Origin of the sequence: Bacillus sp. FSL H7-0578 (assembly GCF_038630855.1) — a bacterium.
GTDB classification, from domain to species: Bacteria; Bacillota; Bacilli; order Bacillales; family Bacillaceae; genus Bacillus; species Bacillus safensis.
This window is the reverse complement of the sequence record NZ_CP152045.1, coordinates 3015687-3033040: the sequence shown is the minus strand read 5'-3', so window position 1 is coordinate 3033040 and position 17354 is coordinate 3015687. Positions and strand designations below refer to the sequence as shown.

Annotated in this window: 15 protein-coding genes; 13 read left to right on the top strand and 2 right to left on the bottom strand. The window is 43.5% G+C overall.

What is annotated here, in order from left to right; all coding sequences use genetic code 11:
* Positions 1-139 precede the first annotated feature (139 nt).
* The 6 genes from nikA to MHB41_RS15655 all read left to right on the top strand — a co-directional run bounded on the left by nikA (position 140) and on the right by MHB41_RS15655 (position 6666).
* Positions 140-1762, top strand: coding sequence for a nickel ABC transporter substrate-binding protein (nikA, locus tag MHB41_RS15680; RefSeq protein ID WP_041107862.1), 1623 nt, complete (start codon positions 140-142; stop codon positions 1760-1762).
* Positions 1763-1780: 18 nt separating this feature from the next.
* Entirely contained in the window at positions 1781-2725 is a 945-nt protein-coding gene (gene nikB, locus MHB41_RS15675; RefSeq protein ID WP_248351078.1) for a nickel ABC transporter permease subunit NikB, read from the top strand.
* On the top strand, positions 2722-3555 hold the full coding sequence (nikC, locus tag MHB41_RS15670) for a nickel ABC transporter permease subunit NikC (RefSeq protein ID WP_024423513.1): 834 nt from the start codon (positions 2722-2724) through the stop codon (positions 3553-3555). Before nikB ends, nikC begins: the two co-directional genes overlap by 4 nt.
* A 4-nt stretch (positions 3556-3559) precedes the next feature.
* Positions 3560-4375 (top strand): nickel import ATP-binding protein NikD, encoded by an 816-nt coding sequence (gene nikD / locus MHB41_RS15665; protein ID WP_176544472.1) that lies wholly within the window; start codon positions 3560-3562, stop codon positions 4373-4375.
* Positions 4376-4388: 13 nt separating this feature from the next.
* A complete protein-coding gene (gene nikE / locus MHB41_RS15660; RefSeq protein ID WP_103131635.1) occupies positions 4389-5204 on the top strand; it encodes a nickel import ATP-binding protein NikE in 816 nt (271 codons plus the stop codon).
* A 136-nt stretch (positions 5205-5340) separates the two neighbouring features.
* Complete coding sequence (locus MHB41_RS15655) at positions 5341-6666, top strand: MATE family efflux transporter (protein WP_176967197.1); 1326 nt, start codon at positions 5341-5343, stop codon at positions 6664-6666.
* Between the two features lie 21 nt (positions 6667-6687).
* Here the strand turns inward: MHB41_RS15655 and yvfG are convergent, their stop codons facing one another.
* The gene (gene yvfG, locus MHB41_RS15650; protein WP_024423509.1) at positions 6688-6903 is read right to left on the bottom strand and encodes a protein YvfG; all 216 of its coding nucleotides are present in this window, start codon (positions 6901-6903) and stop codon (positions 6688-6690) included.
* A 70-nt stretch (positions 6904-6973) separates the two neighbouring features.
* Between yvfG and rpoN the strand changes: the two genes are divergently transcribed.
* Both rpoN and MHB41_RS15640 read left to right on the top strand, forming a co-directional pair.
* Entirely contained in the window at positions 6974-8272 is a 1299-nt protein-coding gene (rpoN, locus tag MHB41_RS15645) for an RNA polymerase factor sigma-54 (protein ID WP_046313156.1), read from the top strand.
* Positions 8273-8444: 172 nt separating this feature from the next.
* Positions 8445-9182: a FadR/GntR family transcriptional regulator gene (locus MHB41_RS15640; protein ID WP_046313158.1), complete on the top strand. Its 738-nt coding sequence runs from the start codon at positions 8445-8447 to the stop codon at positions 9180-9182.
* A gap of 30 nt (positions 9183-9212) precedes the next feature.
* Here MHB41_RS15640 and MHB41_RS15635 read toward each other — a convergent pair whose 3' ends face one another.
* A complete protein-coding gene (locus tag MHB41_RS15635) occupies positions 9213-10652 on the bottom strand; it encodes a sigma-54-dependent Fis family transcriptional regulator (RefSeq protein ID WP_046313160.1) in 1440 nt (479 codons plus the stop codon).
* A gap of 209 nt (positions 10653-10861) precedes the next feature.
* Between MHB41_RS15635 and MHB41_RS15630 the strand changes: the two genes are divergently transcribed.
* From MHB41_RS15630 to MHB41_RS15610, 5 genes are all read left to right on the top strand, one after another.
* Complete coding sequence (locus tag MHB41_RS15630; RefSeq protein ID WP_034280960.1) at positions 10862-12055, top strand: ornithine--oxo-acid transaminase; 1194 nt, start codon at positions 10862-10864, stop codon at positions 12053-12055.
* 139 nt (positions 12056-12194) lie between these two features.
* On the top strand, positions 12195-13568 hold the full coding sequence (locus tag MHB41_RS15625) for an amino acid permease (RefSeq protein ID WP_051149965.1): 1374 nt from the start codon (positions 12195-12197) through the stop codon (positions 13566-13568).
* A 309-nt stretch (positions 13569-13877) separates the two neighbouring features.
* Positions 13878-14915: a sugar-binding transcriptional regulator gene (locus MHB41_RS15620; RefSeq protein WP_034280955.1), complete on the top strand. Its 1038-nt coding sequence runs from the start codon at positions 13878-13880 to the stop codon at positions 14913-14915.
* 31 nt (positions 14916-14946) lie between these two features.
* Complete coding sequence (gene gap, locus MHB41_RS15615; protein ID WP_007500174.1) at positions 14947-15954, top strand: type I glyceraldehyde-3-phosphate dehydrogenase; 1008 nt, start codon at positions 14947-14949, stop codon at positions 15952-15954.
* A 213-nt stretch (positions 15955-16167) separates the two neighbouring features.
* Positions 16168-17352, top strand: a complete 1185-nt coding sequence (locus tag MHB41_RS15610) for a phosphoglycerate kinase (RefSeq protein WP_024426073.1) — start codon at positions 16168-16170, stop codon at positions 17350-17352.
* The last annotated feature ends 2 nt before the right edge of the window (positions 17353-17354 follow it).

The following is a 17354-nucleotide window of genomic DNA, read 5'->3' as shown; positions in this document are numbered from 1 at the left end:
TCTCTTTCTATCAAATTCCTCAATTTATGGAATAAATCGGAATAAGTATTGTCATTTCGTTTCAAATATGATATTGACAACGGCTTCCTTCCTCCTTAAAATGAAAATGATTATCAGCATCAATTAGGAGGAGCAACTTATGTCTATTTGGAGAAATTTTCCGAAAATTAAAATAAATTCAGTATTACCATTCCTGCTTATTTTCTTTTTACTAGTAGGATGCTCTCAAACAAACAATGGAGCAGAAGGCAATAAGGATCATCCTGATATGATCACAATGGCGTGGCCAAGAGATATTGGTGAAATGAATCCACACGTATACAACCCATCACAATTATTTGCGCAATCAATGATTTATGAGCCATTGGTCAGCTATCAAAAGAATGGTAAGCTGAAACCTGAATTAGCGAAATCATGGGATGTTTCAAAGGATGGCAAGGTGTATACGTTCCATTTAAGAGACGGAGTGACTTTCTCAGACGGCTCTGAATTTAATGCGGACATTGTCAAAAAGAACTTCGATACAATTTTAAAAAATAAAGATTTACATAGCTGGTTAGGTGTCATTAAGAAAATCAAAAAGACAGAAGCCGTTGATAAAAAGACATTTAAACTCACATTAACAGCACCATATTATCCAACTGTGCAAGAATTAGCCGTTGTTCGTCCAGTTCGTTTCTTAGGTGAAGCAGGTTTCCCTAAAAACGGAGATACGTCAAAAGGAATTGAAAAACCAGTGGGGACAGGCCCTTGGGTTTTAAAAACATATAAGAAAGATGATTATGCCATTTTCGAACGAAACGATCATTATTGGGGAGAAAAACCAAAGGTAAAAGAAATCAAGGTAAAGGTCATCCCAGATGCGGAAACGAGAGTCATGGCTTTTGAAAAAGGTGATGTGGATTTACTTTACGGAGAAGGAACCATTAGCCTTGATTCCTACAAACAGCTGGAAGCAAGCGGCAAGTATGAAACGAAAATGTCAGAGCCTGTTGCAACGAGACAGCTTGTTATGAACACAAAAGTGGATCAGCTGTCAGATGAGAAAGTGCGTCATGCCCTTCAATATGCCTTCAATAAAAAATCAATGGTAGAAGGGGTTACCTCAGGTTTAGAGGATGAAGCAGATCACATCCTGCCGACTAACATGCCGTATACGTCACACATTCAAGTGAAGTCTTTCAAATATGATGTGGACAAAGCCAAAGCATTGCTGGATGAAGCGGGCTGGACACTTCCAAAAGGAAAATCCGTTCGTGAAAAAGATGGGAAAAAGCTTGAGTTTAGTATGATGTATGACTCAGCGGAATCGATTCAAAAAGCGATGGCGGAAACGCTGCAAGCAGAATGGGCAGCCGTTGGTGTCGGCGTCAAGCTTGAGGGTGTGGATTTGGCGACACAGGTTCAACGCTTTAAAGCCAATAAGTTTGATATGAACTTCTTTAGCAACTACGGAGCGCCGTATGATCCGCATACATTTATGAACGTTCTCTCATCAGATGGTTTTGGATTCAAAGAAGCCATTTCAGCCTATCCAAATAAGGAAAAGCTGATCAAAGAAATGACGGAAATTCCATCCACAACAAATGAAAAGAAACGCAAAGCACTGTATTCGTCTGTCTTATCCTCTTTACAGGATCAAGGGGCAATTGTGCCAATCTCTTATTTTAAAAAGACAGCCGTTTATCAAAAAGCTGTGAAGGACTTTGAATTCCCTGCAAATCGTGATGAACATCCTTTCACAGGCATTAAGCTGAAGTAACAGAAGGAAGGTAAGGAAATGGGCCGCTATATCGTCAAACGAGTGCTATCAATTATTCCTGTATTTTTATTAGCCACACTGCTCACAACTGGTATGATTCACCTCTCGCCAGTTGACCCGGCTGAGGCATATTTAGCAGCGGCTCATATCCAGCCTACAGATGAAATATTAGCGCAAAAACGAAGTGAATTCGGCTTAGACGAGCCATTTTATATGCAGTATCTTCATACCATTGAAAAAGTCATTCACCTTGATTTCGGCCGGTCGTATATGTCCAATCAGCCTGTCGTTGATGAGGTGATTTATCGAATACCGGCGACAATTCAATTGACGCTTACCAGTCTGCTGATCGCTATATGCGTCAGCATTCCGCTCGGCTTTTTCAGCGGCATGAGGAAAAATGGTGCCGTTGATCATGTGAGCCGGCTCATTTCTTTCTTAGGAGCATCTATCCCGACGTTTGTCTTGGGGTATTTGCTCATCTTCTTTTTTTCAGTGAAACTTGACCTCTTACCAGTTGAAGGGATTGGAACATGGGAGCATCTCATTCTGCCCTCGATCACACTTGCAGTCCCTTTAATTGCTACGTATACAAGGCTGTTAAGGTCAAGTGTGAGTGAGGCGCTTCAAGAGCCTTTCGTTCAATATGCGAGAATCAGAGGTTTGAAGGAACAATCGATCATGTTCAAGCATGTGTTCAGAATTGCGATATCGCCGATGCTGACCGGACTAGGGGTGAACCTTGGCAAGCTCTTGACAGGAACCATTATTGTAGAGGCCGTTTTCTCATGGCCAGGGTTTGGCCGCTTTTTTATTGAAGCGATCTTTAACCGAGATCTGCCTGTCATTCAATTTTATGTCCTCATGTCAGCCTGTATTTTTATCGTGAGCAGCTTGATCGTTGACTTAGTTCAGCTAATCATTGACCCCCGTATTTCTAGAAAGGAAGGCCGCCAGCAATGATGACAAAAGTAAAACATCTCTTCGTTCATCAAAAGATGATTTCGATCTGCGCTTTGCTGCTCGGTCTCCTGCTCATTGTCACAATATGTGCACCATGGATCGCTCCACATGATCCGGCTGCTGTCAATCTAGCAATGAAGCTAAAGGGATCTTCGTGGGAGTATCCTCTTGGAACAGATCAATTAGGACGATGCAATTTATCTCGTATTTTATATGGTGCGCGTGTTTCGCTCGGCTGTGCGTTATTAATCTTTCTTTCTTCGTTATTCATTGGATTAATTGTCGGCCTCTTTTCAGGATACAAAGGCGGCTGGATCGATCATGTTTTGATGAGAATCTGTGACGGCGTCATGGCATTTCCCAACCTGGTGCTGATTCTTGGATTAGTCGGCATCTTCGGTCCGGGACTTCCTCAAGTCGTACTTGCCTTGATGCTTGTGCAATGGGTATATTATGCCCGCGTCTTCCGAGGAATGGTGCTGAGTTTAAAAGAACAGAACTTTATAGCAGCTGCAAAAATCAGTGGGACCTCGCATTGGAACATTATGAGAAAGCATATGATTCCCAATGTCCTGCCGCCATTAGCAGTCATTGGAACACTTGAAATGGGCTGGGCGATTATGGACATTTCTGCGATGTCTTTCCTCGGATTAGGGGTTCAGCCTCCTATGCCTGAATGGGGAGCGATGATTCATGAAGGGAAATCTTACATTCAAACGAATCCTCAGTTAATGCTGTACCCAGGTCTTGTGATCATGGCTGTGGTGGTTCTGTTTAATTTACTAGGAGAAGCCCTTTCAGAGAAATATGGCATCAAACGCCGTGTGTAAAGGAATGATCAATGTGCAAGAGTCCATTTTACAAGTAGAGAACCTGCATGTGCAGACGAAAACACCTCAAGGGACAACCCCTCTTATTCAAGAAGTATCGTTTGAAGTAGGGCGCGGTCAAATCCTTGGATTAATTGGTGAGAGCGGCTGCGGGAAAACAGTGACAAGTATGTCGATCTTGCGTATGCTTGATCGAAAAACAGCGGAAGTCACTGGCAGTATCACATTACAGGGACGAGAATTGATCGGTATAAGTGAAAAGGATATGCGTTCCATTCGGGGCAAAGACATCTCGTATATTATGCAAAATCCAATGAACAGCTTTACGCCGGTATGGACAATCGGCCATCAGCTGGTTGAAACGATCCGCCGGCATACGGCTGTCAGTAAAAGGCAGGCACGATCACAGGCAATAGATGCGTTAGCGAAAATGAATCTGCCGCAGCCAGACCAGCTGTTCAATAAGTATCCTTTTGAATTAAGCGGAGGGATGCTGCAACGTGTCATGATCGCCATGGCTGCCTGTATGCACCCGCCCCTCATCATTGCAGATGAGCCGACAACTGCATTAGATGTACACAATCAGAAACGGGTCCTTCAGCATCTGAACCAAATTCGTCATGACTATGGAACGGCCATTTTACTGATTACCCACGATCTTGGTGTTATTGCTGAAATGGCAGATCAAGTTGTCGTCATGAAACAAGGAGAAATTGTTGAAAAGGCAGGAGTTCTTGAGATTTTTGAACAACCAAAACATGATTATACAAAAAAACTATTAGCAGCTCGTCCGTCGATTCCAGCTGTTTGCCCGATTTGAGGTGAGAAGGCCCTTGCATTTATTAGAAGTGAAAGCAGTCAGTCATGCATACACGAACCGGTCGTTTCTAATGAGAAAAAAAGGCGCAGCCCCTGTCCTGAAAAGCGTCGATTTAACTATTGAAGAAGGCACCTGCCTTGGGCTGCTGGGACAAAGCGGCGCAGGGAAAAGTACACTTGGCCGCATCATACTTGGTCTAGAGAAGCCAAGAGCTGGACAGGTTCTTTTTGAAGGTCAGGATGTCTATCGTGCAGATCAGCAAACACGTAAGCATTTTCGCCGGCATGTGCAAGCAGTGTTTCAGGATTCCTATTCGGCGGTAAATCCAAGGTGGACAGTTGAACAAATTTTATCTGAGCCGCTTGAAAACTATGAATCCATAAGCCGAAAGGAACGTAAAAATGTATTGATTCACTGGCTGGAAAGAGTCGGGCTCGGTGAAAAGGATTTGTGTAAATATCCGCACCAATTCAGCGGCGGCCAGCTCCAAAGGATCAACATCGCTAGAGCCTTATTGCTCCAGCCAAAGCTCATTGTACTGGATGAATCTGTCAGCAGCTTAGACATGGTGACGCAGGCTGTCATTTTAGATTTATTAGTAGAATTAAAGAAGGAGCTGGGTGTGGCTTACTTATTTATTACACATGATATAACAGCAGCCTATCACTTATGTGATCAATTGGCGATTCTTGATCAAGGAGAGCTAGCTGCCCAATTTCAATCAAAGGATGACTTCTTTTCATCAGAAGAGGAAGCGGTGCGGAAAATGAGAGATGCAATGCTCGCAGACCATCCTTTGTCACGAACGATTGGCAGACCGGTTCGGTAAAACTTCATTTTATCAATGCCTCAGCGTGCAGCCAAAGCGTCGCATTCGGTAAAAAGCAAAGAGCGAAAGCCCCTTTGCAGGCAATCTGCGCCTCTTTTAGGAAAGAGGCTATTTTTCATGAAAGGCAGGTGGCATCGTGAACCATCGAGCGTATTTAGCTTTGGCCATTCCTTTAACAATTTCAACGATGACCACTCCATTACTGGGAGCTGTTGATACAGCGGTTGTCGGTCAGCTCGCAAATCCCGCTTATATTGGAGGCGTTGCGGTCGGCAGTCTCATTTTCAGTACATTATATTGGCTGTTTGGTTTTTTGCGGGTAAGTACATCTGCTTTTGCCGCCCAGGCAAACGGTGCGCAGAATGAGGAGCAGGGCGTTCTTGCTTTTCTAAGACCTTTTTTCGTCGCCATCATCGTCGGACTTTGTTTTATTGCCCTGCAATGGCCGATCATTCAATCTGCTTTTCTAGTGATCTCTCCTGATGCTGATGTCCGTCAATTTGCCGCAGACTATTTTCATATTCGCATTTGGGGAGCGCCATTTACCTTAATGAATTATGTTATATTGGGCTGGCTGATGGGGATGGCAAAAATGAAAGAAGCTCTTTCATTACAAATCTTGATCAATGTCATGAATATGGCGCTCGCATTTCTGCTTGTTCATGTGTTTTCGTTTGCGGTCAAAGGAGTTGCGGCTGCGACATTGATATCTGAACTAACCGCTTTTGTGTTAGGGGCATGGATCATTCTGAAGCATTCGTCAAACGGATTCCAGATGCCTTCCATCAAGAAAATCATGGATACTCAGGCAGTGAAGAAAATGTTTCATGTGAATAAAGATTTGTTCATTAGGACGATCTGTCTGCTAGTGGTCATCAATATGTTTACGGCAAAAGGTGCTTCTTTTGGTACAGAGCTGCTGGCAGCCAATGCCATCTTATTTCAAATTCACTACATCATGGCTTATTTGTTCGATGGTTTTGCCAATGCGTCCAGCATCCTTGTTGGCAGGTCAGTTGGTGCAAATGACCGCACCCTCTATGAAAGAACCTTAACCCTTTCGAGGCAGTGGGCACTTGTGATGGCATGTGTCATTGCGGCGGTTTATTTTTTATTAAAAGAGCCGATATTGAGCTTGTTTACAAATCTCCCTCAGCTGCTAGATGTGACATTACACTATGCAGACTGGCTTGTTCTTTATCCATTTGCGGCTTGCTTCGGTTTGGTCATTTACGGCGTATTTACAGGTGCGACAGAAATTGCCCCTGTTAGAAATTCGATGCTGTTTGCGATGATTTTGTTTATCGTCGTTCAAACCGCAGTCACGCCCATTTGGCACAATCATGGCCTATGGTTGGCCTTTATCATCTATACTGTAGGGCGGTCTGGCTTTTTAATGATGTATAAATCGAGGCTGGATCAGAAGCTTTTTGCATATGATAAACACCCTTTGTCATCTTGACAAAAGGGTGTTCTTTTTCGTTCATTCGCTTTCCTTTTTCACCTTTTGATAGGCTTCATCAAGATGCTGAATTCGCTTCAATACAACCGCATTTTTGGTCAGCTGGTCTTGAACAAGCGTTGACACCACGGAGCGGTAATAGGCATTCATGGCATGAACCTTGTCTTCATTTTGGTTCATGGCGATGTGTTGTTTCAAGTTGTCGACAAAGTATGGAACGGAAAAAAGTTCAGACATAGAAATCACTCCTATTTCGTATATACGGTCCGTCAATCTTCATGTAAAATGATGAGAGGGAGGGGAGACAATGAGCCTTAAACTGCAACAAGAACAGGTATTAAAGCAGGTGCTCACACCAGAACTCAGGCAGGCCATTACGCTGCTGCAGCTGAATTGCACAGAGCTCGGCGAGTATCTTGACCAGTTAGCACTTGAGAACCCTCTGATTGAGCGGAAAGACACGGACAGCTACCAACCAGTTTATCATAAAAAATCACACGATCGAATGACAGAGCCGTATAGAACGCATCAAAAAGAAAGCCTGCAAATGTTCTTAAAGAGACAGGCGATTGATTTAAATTTAAGTGACAAGAATCAAAGAATCTTTTACTTTATGATTGAGTCCATTGATTCCAATGGCTATCTAAATGAACCGATTGACGCAATGGCAGCTGTCTTAGAGGTCCCAGCTGAAGAAGTAGAAGCCGTCCTTCATCAGCTGCAATCCCTAGAGCCTGCCGGTATTGGCGCAAGATCATTGCAGGAATGTATCCTCCTTCAACTGAGAAGAAAAAAGGAACGCTGGTATGAAGCCGAGCTGATCATCGAAGAGCATTTCTTTCTTTTTGCCAGAAAGGCTTGGAAGGAAATTGCGGCGAAAACAGGTGTTTCAATGAAAACACTCCAAGCGGTACAAGATGTAGTGTCTCAGCTTGAACCAAGACCAGGCCTTCATTTCTCATATGATGAAGAGCATCTGTATATAGAGCCTGATGTGACGATTACTGTGATGCAGGATCACATCACATTTGAGCTGAATCAGCGCGCTTTTCCAGACGTTGAAATGAATGAAGGCTACTTCGCCATGATTCAAGAACAAAAGCGGCATGAAGCATACACGTATTTAAAGGAAAAAGAGCAGCAGTACAATTGGCTTGTCCAAGCGCTGAAGCAAAGAAAGCAAACGATGACTCATGTCGTTCGTGAGATTATCTCACATCAGACAGATTTTTTCCTAACAGGGAAACATAAAATGAAACCGCTTACGATGAAGCGGATTGCAGATATACTGCAAGTGCATGAGTCAACAGTCAGCCGGACTGTAAAAGGGAAAATGGTGCAAACCCCTTATGGTCTCATGGAAATGAAACAATTTTTCCAAGCAAAATTAGAAGGGCATTCACTAGAAGAGGCGTCCAGCTACACTGTCAAAACGCACATTGCAGAACTCATCCAAACGGAAAATAAGAAAAAACCGTATTCAGATCAGCAAATCATGACGCTGCTTCAGCAAACCTTTGGCATCCGGGCGTCACGCAGAACCATTGCAAAATATCGCGAACAAATGAATCTTCCGTCCTCTACGCTGCGGAAGCGATACGATTAAAAAGAAGTACTTGCCAGAACATGGCACGTGCTTCTTTTTTTGTTGAAAGCAAGGCAGCCCGAAGATTTCTTGAAAATTAAATAGGGGAGACGTGTGATCGGAAATTTTGGGGTAAAGTATAAGATAGGGCATGAGCCGATAGGGATAGACAACAGTGATGAGGTGAGACCAATTGAAATATAAACAAATCAAAACGAAAAAAATATATGAAGAAATTGCGGATGCATTAATTGAATCCATTCGTACAGGTGAGCTTCTTCCGGGGGAAAAATTAGATTCGGTTCAAGCGCTCTCAGAAAGCTTTCAAGTCAGCCGTTCTGCTGTAAGAGAGGCGCTGTCTGCTCTCAAAGCGATCGGATTAATAGAGATGAAGCAAGGGGAAGGTACATATGTGAAGCAGTTCGATCCTGAACAGCTCACATTTAGTCTGTCTCCTGCATTTTTGATGAAGCAGCATGATGTCACGCAGCTCCTTGAATTAAGGACCATTATTGAGACGGGTGCTGTCAAAAAGGCAGCGCTGCTCCGAACGGACGATGACCTTCATCAGCTGCGTGAGGCACTCGAACAAATGAAACTCGCAGAAGCACATAAAGAAACTGGTGAAGAGGCAGACCTCTCCTTCCATCTCGCCATAGCCACAGCCTCAAAGAATGATTTATTAAAAGCATTAATGAATCAGGTCTCCACCTTGCTGGTAGAAACGATGCGTGAGACGAGAAAAGCCGTCTTGTTTTCAAAAAAAGCCTCCATTCGGCAGCTTTACAAAGAACATGAACACATTTACAAAGCCGTCTTGGCAAGACAGCCAGAAGAAGCAGAAAGAGCGATGCTCACGCATTTAAAAAATGTAGAAAAACTGCTGAGTGACGTGATTCAAGAACCGGCAGAAGAGTCTGAACCACAGTAAGCTGTGCCGAATAAGGGCACAGCTCTATTATTAACGAGAAATATGCAGTTTTTTCATGCGATATTGCAGACTTTGCCTGCTCATGCCCAGTATCTTTGCAGTCTGTGAAATATTATCGTCCATTTTTTCTAAGTAATGGACGATGTATTGTTTTTCGAATCGTTCCATTTGGGTTTGAAAATCAGTCGTATGTTCTTGGCTTGTATAAATAAACGTGTCAGCTGCTGCGGTATGATGCAAAGGATTCGTCTGTAATTGCGCTGCAGGACGCCCTTCCCCATGCTTAAATCTAAAATGATATGGAAGGTGATGCAGGCTTAAGTAATCCTCATCCATCATCATATTCATCCCCGCTTCAATCACATGCTCCAGTTCTCGTACATTACCCGGCCAATCATACGCTTGAAAAAGGGCTAGTACCTCTTCGTCAGCCGCTTTCACCTTCATTTGAAACAGCTCATTATATTTTTGAATAAAATGACTGACAAACGTAGGAATGTCTTCTTTTCGCTCAGAAAGCGGCGGAATAAATAATGTGACAATACCCAGCCGATAAAATAAATCCTTGCGCATGCGTCCGCCTGCGATTGCATCTACAGGATCCTCATTCATATTGGCAATGACTCTTACATCAACAGCGATTTCTTTTGTGCTGCCAAGCCTTCTCACACGCTTCTCCTGTAAAACACGCAGCAGTTTTGCTTGAAGACCAGGATTTAATGAGTTGATCTCATCAAGCAGCAGTGTACCTCCCTGCGCCTGTTCAAATAAGCCGGGCTGATCAGCTGCGCCTGTAAAAGCCCCTTTTTGTGTACCAAAGAGCAGACTTTCAATGAGATTATCAGGCAGTGCCGCGCAATTCTGGGTAATAAATGGTCCAGATGATCGGCTGCTGCCGTTATGAATGCTTTGCGCAAATAGTTCTTTTCCTGTCCCTGTTTCTCCAACAATGAGCACATAGGAAGAGGTGCGTGTCGCTCGTTTTGCATGCTCAATTACCTCTAAAAACGCAGGACTTTGTCCAATAATGGAATCAAAGGTAAAGCGTGTGCTTCCTTTTTTCTTCATATTGTGGTGGATCAGCCGTTCCAGCTTGGTCACATCATTCGAAATTTCAACCGCTCCTTGGATGAGGCCGTCTCGAACGAGCGGGTATGTATGATTAATCGTTGTGATTTCTTTTCCGTTGTAATTATGATACGTCTGCTTTGCATGAACGGTTTGTTTCCCAGTACGCAGCGCTTGGACAAGCGTACTGTGCATGTCGTCTTGGAAGACGAAGAGGTCTAATACATTTTTATGGAGAACATCAGAGCGTTTCAAAGACTCAATCTCCATCATTTTTTTATTATAGACAACAGTATTGCCATTCTCGTCAATTGCATGAACCCCGACATCTATTAAATCGAGCATTTGTTTATACAGATCAATCTCATTTTCGAGCTTTGCAGTATACGAATCTTCTTTCATTGCGCCACCTCCAGACGTTACCTCTATTTTACATGAAAAATTTTGCGGTTTCCTCTAAAAAAATTGGCAGAAGCAAAAATATTTTGCATAAAAAACCAGATCAATCACCGCCATAATGCAGGCAGAAAGTTGGCACGATCCTTGCATATCATATGTGTGTAGATGAACCTAATGAAAAAGAGGCTAGCTTATAGAAGGAGGAATAGACGATGACACAGACAAATGAATTGATTCAACAAACCGAACAATACGGTGCGGCAAACTATCATCCACTGCCAATTGTGATTTCAGAGGCTGAAGGAGTTTGGGTGACAGACCCTGAAGGCAATCGATATATGGATATGCTGAGTGCATATTCCGCAGTGAACCAAGGGCATCGCCATCCCCGCATTATTGAAGCGCTCAAAAAACAGGCAGACCGGGTTACACTGACCTCAAGAGCTTTTCACAATGATCAGCTTGGTCCTTGGTATGAGAAAATTTGTCAACTGACGAATAAAGAGATGGCACTCCCGATGAATACTGGAGCTGAGGCTGTAGAAACAGCTGTCAAAGCAGCAAGACGCTGGGGCTATGACGTCAAGGGAATCGAAGACAATCGCGCAGAAATCATTGCGTGCGTCGGTAACTTCCATGGCAGAACGATGACGGCTGTTTCCCTTTCTTCTGAAGCAGAATATCAAAGAGGTTTCGGTCCAATGCTTCCAGGCATTAAACTGATTCCTTACGGAGATATTGAAGCGTTACGTGAAGCCATCACACCACAAACAGCGGCTTTTCTGATCGAACCTATTCAAGGAGAAGCGGGAATTGTCATGCCGCCAGAAGGCTTCTTGAAGGAAGCGAAGGCGCTTTGTGAAAAGGAACATGTGCTGTTCATTGCGGATGAAATTCAGGTCGGATTAGCACGAACAGGCAAGATGTTTGCATGCGACTGGGAAGACATTGAGCCAGATATGCTGATTCTTGGGAAAGCTTTAGGCGGTGGTGTATTCCCAATCTCGTGTGTGGTCGCAAACCGCGATATATTAGGTGTGTTTAACCCTGGATCTCACGGCTCTACCTTCGGCGGAAATCCTCTTGCGTGTGCGGTGTCGCTGGCTGCACTGGATGTCTTAATCGACGAAAACCTTGCAGCGCGTTCTATGGAGCTTGGCGAATACTTAAAAGACAAACTCACGCGCATTCAAAGTCCTGTCATCAAGGAAGTGCGCGGCCGCGGATTATTTATCGGCATGGAGCTGACAGAGGCAGCGAGACCTTATTGTGAAAAGCTGAAACAAGCAGGACTGTTATGTAAGGAAACCCATGAGACCGTCATCCGCTTTGCACCGCCTCTCACGATTTCTAAAGAAGATTTAGACTGGGCGATTGGTCATATTGAAGCATTATTTCAAGCATAAATGTCAAAGGGGGAGAAACCTTCACTTTCTCCCTTTCCCTTTCAACGAACAGCGAATTTTGTCAAAGGATGATGAATAGAAGAGTGAAAGTGGGGAAAATGATTTGAAGCAAGAGCAGCATAATGAACTAGAACGTTCCATGAAAAGCAGGCATCTCTTTATGATTGCCTTAGGCGGCGTCATTGGTACTGGTCTTTTCCTTGGGTCAGGACTCATTATCCATCAGGCTGGACCCGGGGGAGCCATTCTATCCTTTATCATTGGCGGATTGTTAATGTATTTGGTGATGCTGTGTCTTGGAGAATTAGCGGTGGCAATGCCGACAGCGGGTTCCTTTCAGGAGTATGCAACCAAATATATAGGCCCGTCCACAGGCTTTATGATCGGCTGGCTTTATTGGTTTAGCTGGGCATGTACAATAGGACTGGAGTTTACGTCAGCAGGCATTTTGCTCCAAAGGTGGTTCCCAGATATCCCTGTGTGGCTGTGGTGTCTTGCATTTAGCGTGATTTTATTTGCCGTGAATGCCATCTCAGCTCGCAGCTTCGCTGAAACCGAGTTTTGGTTTTCGGCCATTAAGGTCGCTGCCATCCTATTATTTATTATCATTGGAATTGGCGCAATTTTCGGAATGATTCATTTGAAAGATGGAGAACCAGCTCCTCTATTTCGTCATTTGACGGATCATGGCGGACTATTTCCTAACGGTGTTTTTGCTATTTTATTAACCATGGTCACGGTCAATTTCTCCTTTCAAGGAACAGAACTTGTAGGGATTGCCGCAGGAGAGAGTGAAAGCCCTGAAAAAACATTGCCGCGATCTATACGAAATATTATTTGGAGAACGATGGTCTTTTTCGTTTTATCCATTGCGGTTCTGGCCGCACTTCTTCCGTGGCAGACAGCAGGCACCGTCGACAGCCCATTTGTCGTCGTGCTGGACAAGGTCGGTATACCGTATGCTGCAGATATCATGAATTTTATCATCATCACAGCGGTCTTATCTGTAGCAAACTCTGGATTATATGCATCATCACGTATGCTTTGGGCGCTGTCGAAAGACGGGAAAGGACCTGACTTTACGAAAAAGCTGTCCAAGCGTAAAATTCCGATCAATGCACTATTGGTGACAATGGGCGTATCTGCACTATCTCTGCTGACAAGTGTTGTGGCACCAAAAACGGTGTATGTGTGGCTCATTTCTATTTCTGGTATGGTTCTTGTTGTGGTGTGGATGTCTATTTGCTTGTCCCAGTATTTCTTTAGAAAACAATTCATAAAGGCGGGCGGAGATGTAAAGGATCTCGTCTTCCGAACACCGCTCTATCCATTTGTCCCATTAGCAGGCTTTATCGCATTTGGCATTGTCCTCATCAGCTTGTTTTTTATCGAGGATCAGCGGATCGGTCTTTATTGCGGAATTCCGTTCATGGCTGCCTGTTACATCATTTATTATCTCAAAATCAAACCGAAGGAAGAGGCAAAACAGTTTGGAACCATCACAAAAACATAAGCAAATCCTGAAAAAAATGTGCATGCTGATCTCACCAGCATGCACATTTTTCATCGTGAATACATTCTATATAAAAGAAAATAAATATTTTGAAAAGAAATATCATAGCAAGAACCTTGATGACAAGCAGGTTATCGGCGAAAATGTGTCTATTTTTTGTCTAAATGTGTTTGTAAGAGTTGAAAATGCAAGATTATCCTGTTAAAATAATTAAAGAAAGCAGGGATTGATTTTTTTTGGCTGTGGCGGGACGTTTTTTGTCACAGTGGGACGTTTTTGGTCCAACGTGAAAAGAAAGGGTCGTTAGCCATGAATCATTTATTGGAAGCTCAAAAAAAATTATTGCCAGATCTTCTCATTGTTATGCAAAAACGCTACGACATTTTGCAGTACATCAGATTAGCTGAACCAATTGGCCGCAGAAGCCTTGCGACGAGTCTTGGTCTCAGCGAGCGCATCTTACGTGCTGAAGTTCAGTTTTTAAAAGAACAAAATCTGCTGGATGTCAAAACGAGCGGCATGATGCTGACGAGTGAGGGTCACGCTTTGCTTGAAATGCTTGAAGGAATGATGAAGGACGTTTTAGGTTTAACCTTTTTGGAAAATACATTAAAGAGAAAGTTAGGCCTGGAAGAAGTCATGATCGTTTCTGGTGACAGTGACGAATCCCCGTGGGTGAAGCAAGAAATGGGAAGAGCTGCTGTCCAATGCATGAAAAAAAGGTTTACTGGAAATAATATCGTCGCCGTCACTGGCGGAACGACGATGGAAGCCGTTGCCGAAATGATGACCCCTGATGCCAAAAACCGCGATATGATGTTTGTCCCTGCGAGAGGCGGTCTTGGGGAGAATGTAAAAAATCAGGCAAACACCATTTGTGCCCACATGGCTGAAAAAGCTTCCGGTACTTACAAACTGCTGTTTGTTCCAGGGCAGCTGTCAGAAGGTGCTTACTCTTCCATTATTGAAGAGCCGTCCGTCAAAGAAGTGCTTCAAACGATTAAATCGTCCACGATGCTTATTCATGGTATTGGTGAAGCAAAAACAATGGCGATGAGACGAAATACACCAGCTGAAGATTTAAAAAAGATTGATGAGCATGACGCAGTGACAGAGGCCTTTGGCTATTACTTTAATCGTGATGGTGAGGTCGTACACAAAGTGCACTCCGTCGGTATGCAGCTAGATGATCTAGAAAGCATTCCACATATCATTGCTGTTGCAGGTGGATCATCAAAGGCGGGGGCGATTGAAGCTTATTTCAAAAAACCGCGCCGAACGGTTCTCGTCACAGACGAAGGAGCCGCAAAAGAGTTATTAAGGGAGTCAATTGATCCCTCAATATAAAACATTGTGACCTATAAAAGGAGGAAACATCATGGCAGTAAAAGTCGGTATTAACGGATTTGGACGTATTGGACGTAACGTATTTCGTGCAGCATTAAATAATCCTGAAGTTGAGGTAGTAGCGGTTAACGATCTAACAGATGCTAACATGCTTGCACACCTTTTACAATATGACTCTGTTCACGGAAAACTAGATGCAGAGGTTTCTGTAGACGGTACAAACTTAGTAGTGAACGGTAAAACAATCGAAGTATCAGCTGAGCGTGACCCTGCGAAATTAAGCTGGGGTAAACAAGGCGTAGAAATCGTTGTTGAATCTACTGGATTCTTCACAAAACGTGCAGACGCTGCGAAACACTTAGAAGCTGGCGCTAAAAAAGTCATCATCTCTGCTCCTGCTAACGAAGAAGATATCACAATCGTTATGGGTGTAAACGAAGACAAATACGATGCAGCTAGCCACGATGTCATCTCTAATGCATCTTGTACGACAAACTGCTTAGCTCCATTTGCAAAAGTACTTAACGATAAATTTGGTATCAAACGCGGTATGATGACAACTGTTCACTCATACACAAATGACCAGCAAATTCTTGATCTTCCGCACAAAGACTACCGTCGTGCTCGTGCAGCTGCGGAAAACATCATCCCAACTTCTACAGGTGCTGCGAAAGCTGTTTCACTTGTATTGCCTGAACTTAAAGGTAAATTAAACGGTGGCGCTATGCGTGTTCCAACACCTAACGTTTCTTTAGTTGACCTTGTGGCTGAATTAAACCAAGATGTAACAGCTGAAGACGTAAATGCAGCACTTAAAGAAGCAGCTGAAGGAGAACTTAAAGGAATCCTTGGCTACAGCGAAGAGCCATTAGTATCTGGTGACTACAATGGTAATGCAAACTCTTCAACAATCGATGCTCTTTCTACAATGGTAATGGAAGGCAGCATGGTGAAAGTGATTTCTTGGTACGATAACGAGAGCGGATATTCTCACCGCGTTGTTGACCTTGCAGCTTACATTGCAAAACAAGGTCTTTAATTTCTCACACTGAAGGAACTCACTTGGTTCTTTCCTAGAGACACGATATAATGAAGACGGACAAGGGAAGGGGAAGCATCCCTTTCCCTTTTTCTCTGTTTTTATCCGTTCTGCACGATTTCTCGTTTTGATGAGGGCAAAATGGGAAAAGGATAAAGAGAGTCTTGTCCAATGCGTAAGGAAACCAGAATAAAGGAGGATCTCCTGACGAGCATGAATAAGAAATCAGTAAAAGACATTGACGTAAAAGGTAAAGTTGTGTTCTGCCGCGTAGATTTTAACGTTCCGATGAAGGACGGAGAAGTGACGGATGATACTCGTATCCGCGCAGCATTACCAACAATTGAGTATTTAACAGGACAAGGCGCAAAGGTACTGCTAGCTAGTCATTTGGGTCGTCCGAAGGGTCAAGTTACTGAAGAACTGCGTCTGACACCTGTGGCAAAACGTCTGCAAGAGCTTCTTGGAAAAGAAGTGAAAAAAGCAGATGAAGCTTACGGCGACAACGTGAAAAAGCAAATCTCTGACTTAAAAGAAGGAGATGTGCTAGTGCTTGAAAACGTTCGTTTCTATCCTGGTGAAGAAAAGAACGATCCTGAATTATCAAAAGCATTTGCTGATTTAGCCGATGTGTATGTCAATGATGCGTTCGGTGCTGCACACCGTGCACATGCATCGACAGCTGGTATTGCAGCTTATCTTCCGGCTGTTTCAGGCTTCCTCATGCAAAAAGAGCTTGAGGTTTTAGGAAAAGCCATTTCAAACCCTGATCGCCCATTTACAGCGATTATCGGCGGCGCAAAAGTAAAGGATAAAATCGGTGTGATTGAAAGTCTTCTTGATAAAGTGGACAACCTCATCATCGGCGGCGGACTTGCTTACACATTTGTGAAAGCATTAGGCCACGAAGTAGGGAAATCTCTATTAGAAGAAGACAAAGTAGATTTAGCGAAATCCTTTATGGACCGTGCAAAGGAAAAAGGCGTGAACTTCCTGATTCCAACAGATGTTCTGGTAGCCGACGACTTTTCAAATGATGCGAATACAAGCATTGTGCCAATCTCTGAAATTCCAAGTGATCTAGAAGCACTTGATATTGGAACAGAGACAAGAGAAAAGTATGCTGACGTTATTAAAAACAGCAAACTTGTTGTCTGGAACGGACCAATGGGTGTATTTGAAATCGATGCATTCGCTAAAGGAACAAAAGCTATCGCAGAAGCACTGGCAGAAGCAAAAGATACATATTCTGTCATTGGCGGTGGAGATTCAGCAGCAGCTGTTGAGAAATTTGGTCTTGCCGATCAGATGAGCCATATTTCTACAGGCGGCGGCGCTTCACTTGAATTTATGGAAGGCAAAGAACTTCCTGGTGTTACTGCATTAAACGATAAATAAGA

Coding starts and splice junctions, on each gene's coding strand:
- MHB41_RS15630 (WP_034280960.1), top strand. CDS start 10,862: ATGACACAGACAAATGAATTGATTCAACAAACCGAACAATACGGTGCG.
- gap (WP_007500174.1), top strand. CDS start 14,947: ATGGCAGTAAAAGTCGGTATTAACGGATTTGGACGTATTGGACGTAAC.
- nikC (WP_024423513.1), top strand. CDS start 2,722: ATGATGACAAAAGTAAAACATCTCTTCGTTCATCAAAAGATGATTTCG.
- nikB (WP_248351078.1), top strand. CDS start 1,781: ATGGGCCGCTATATCGTCAAACGAGTGCTATCAATTATTCCTGTATTT.
- nikD (WP_176544472.1), top strand. CDS start 3,560: ATGATCAATGTGCAAGAGTCCATTTTACAAGTAGAGAACCTGCATGTG.
- MHB41_RS15620 (WP_034280955.1), top strand. CDS start 13,878: ATGAATCATTTATTGGAAGCTCAAAAAAAATTATTGCCAGATCTTCTC.
- rpoN (WP_046313156.1), top strand. CDS start 6,974: ATGAGCCTTAAACTGCAACAAGAACAGGTATTAAAGCAGGTGCTCACA.
- MHB41_RS15625 (WP_051149965.1), top strand. CDS start 12,195: ATGAAAAGCAGGCATCTCTTTATGATTGCCTTAGGCGGCGTCATTGGT.
- MHB41_RS15610 (WP_024426073.1), top strand. CDS start 16,168: ATGAATAAGAAATCAGTAAAAGACATTGACGTAAAAGGTAAAGTTGTG.
- yvfG (WP_024423509.1), bottom strand. CDS start 6,903: ATGTCTGAACTTTTTTCCGTTCCATACTTTGTCGACAACTTGAAACAA.
- MHB41_RS15635 (WP_046313160.1), bottom strand. CDS start 10,652: ATGAAAGAAGATTCGTATACTGCAAAGCTCGAAAATGAGATTGATCTG.
- nikA (WP_041107862.1), top strand. CDS start 140: ATGTCTATTTGGAGAAATTTTCCGAAAATTAAAATAAATTCAGTATTA.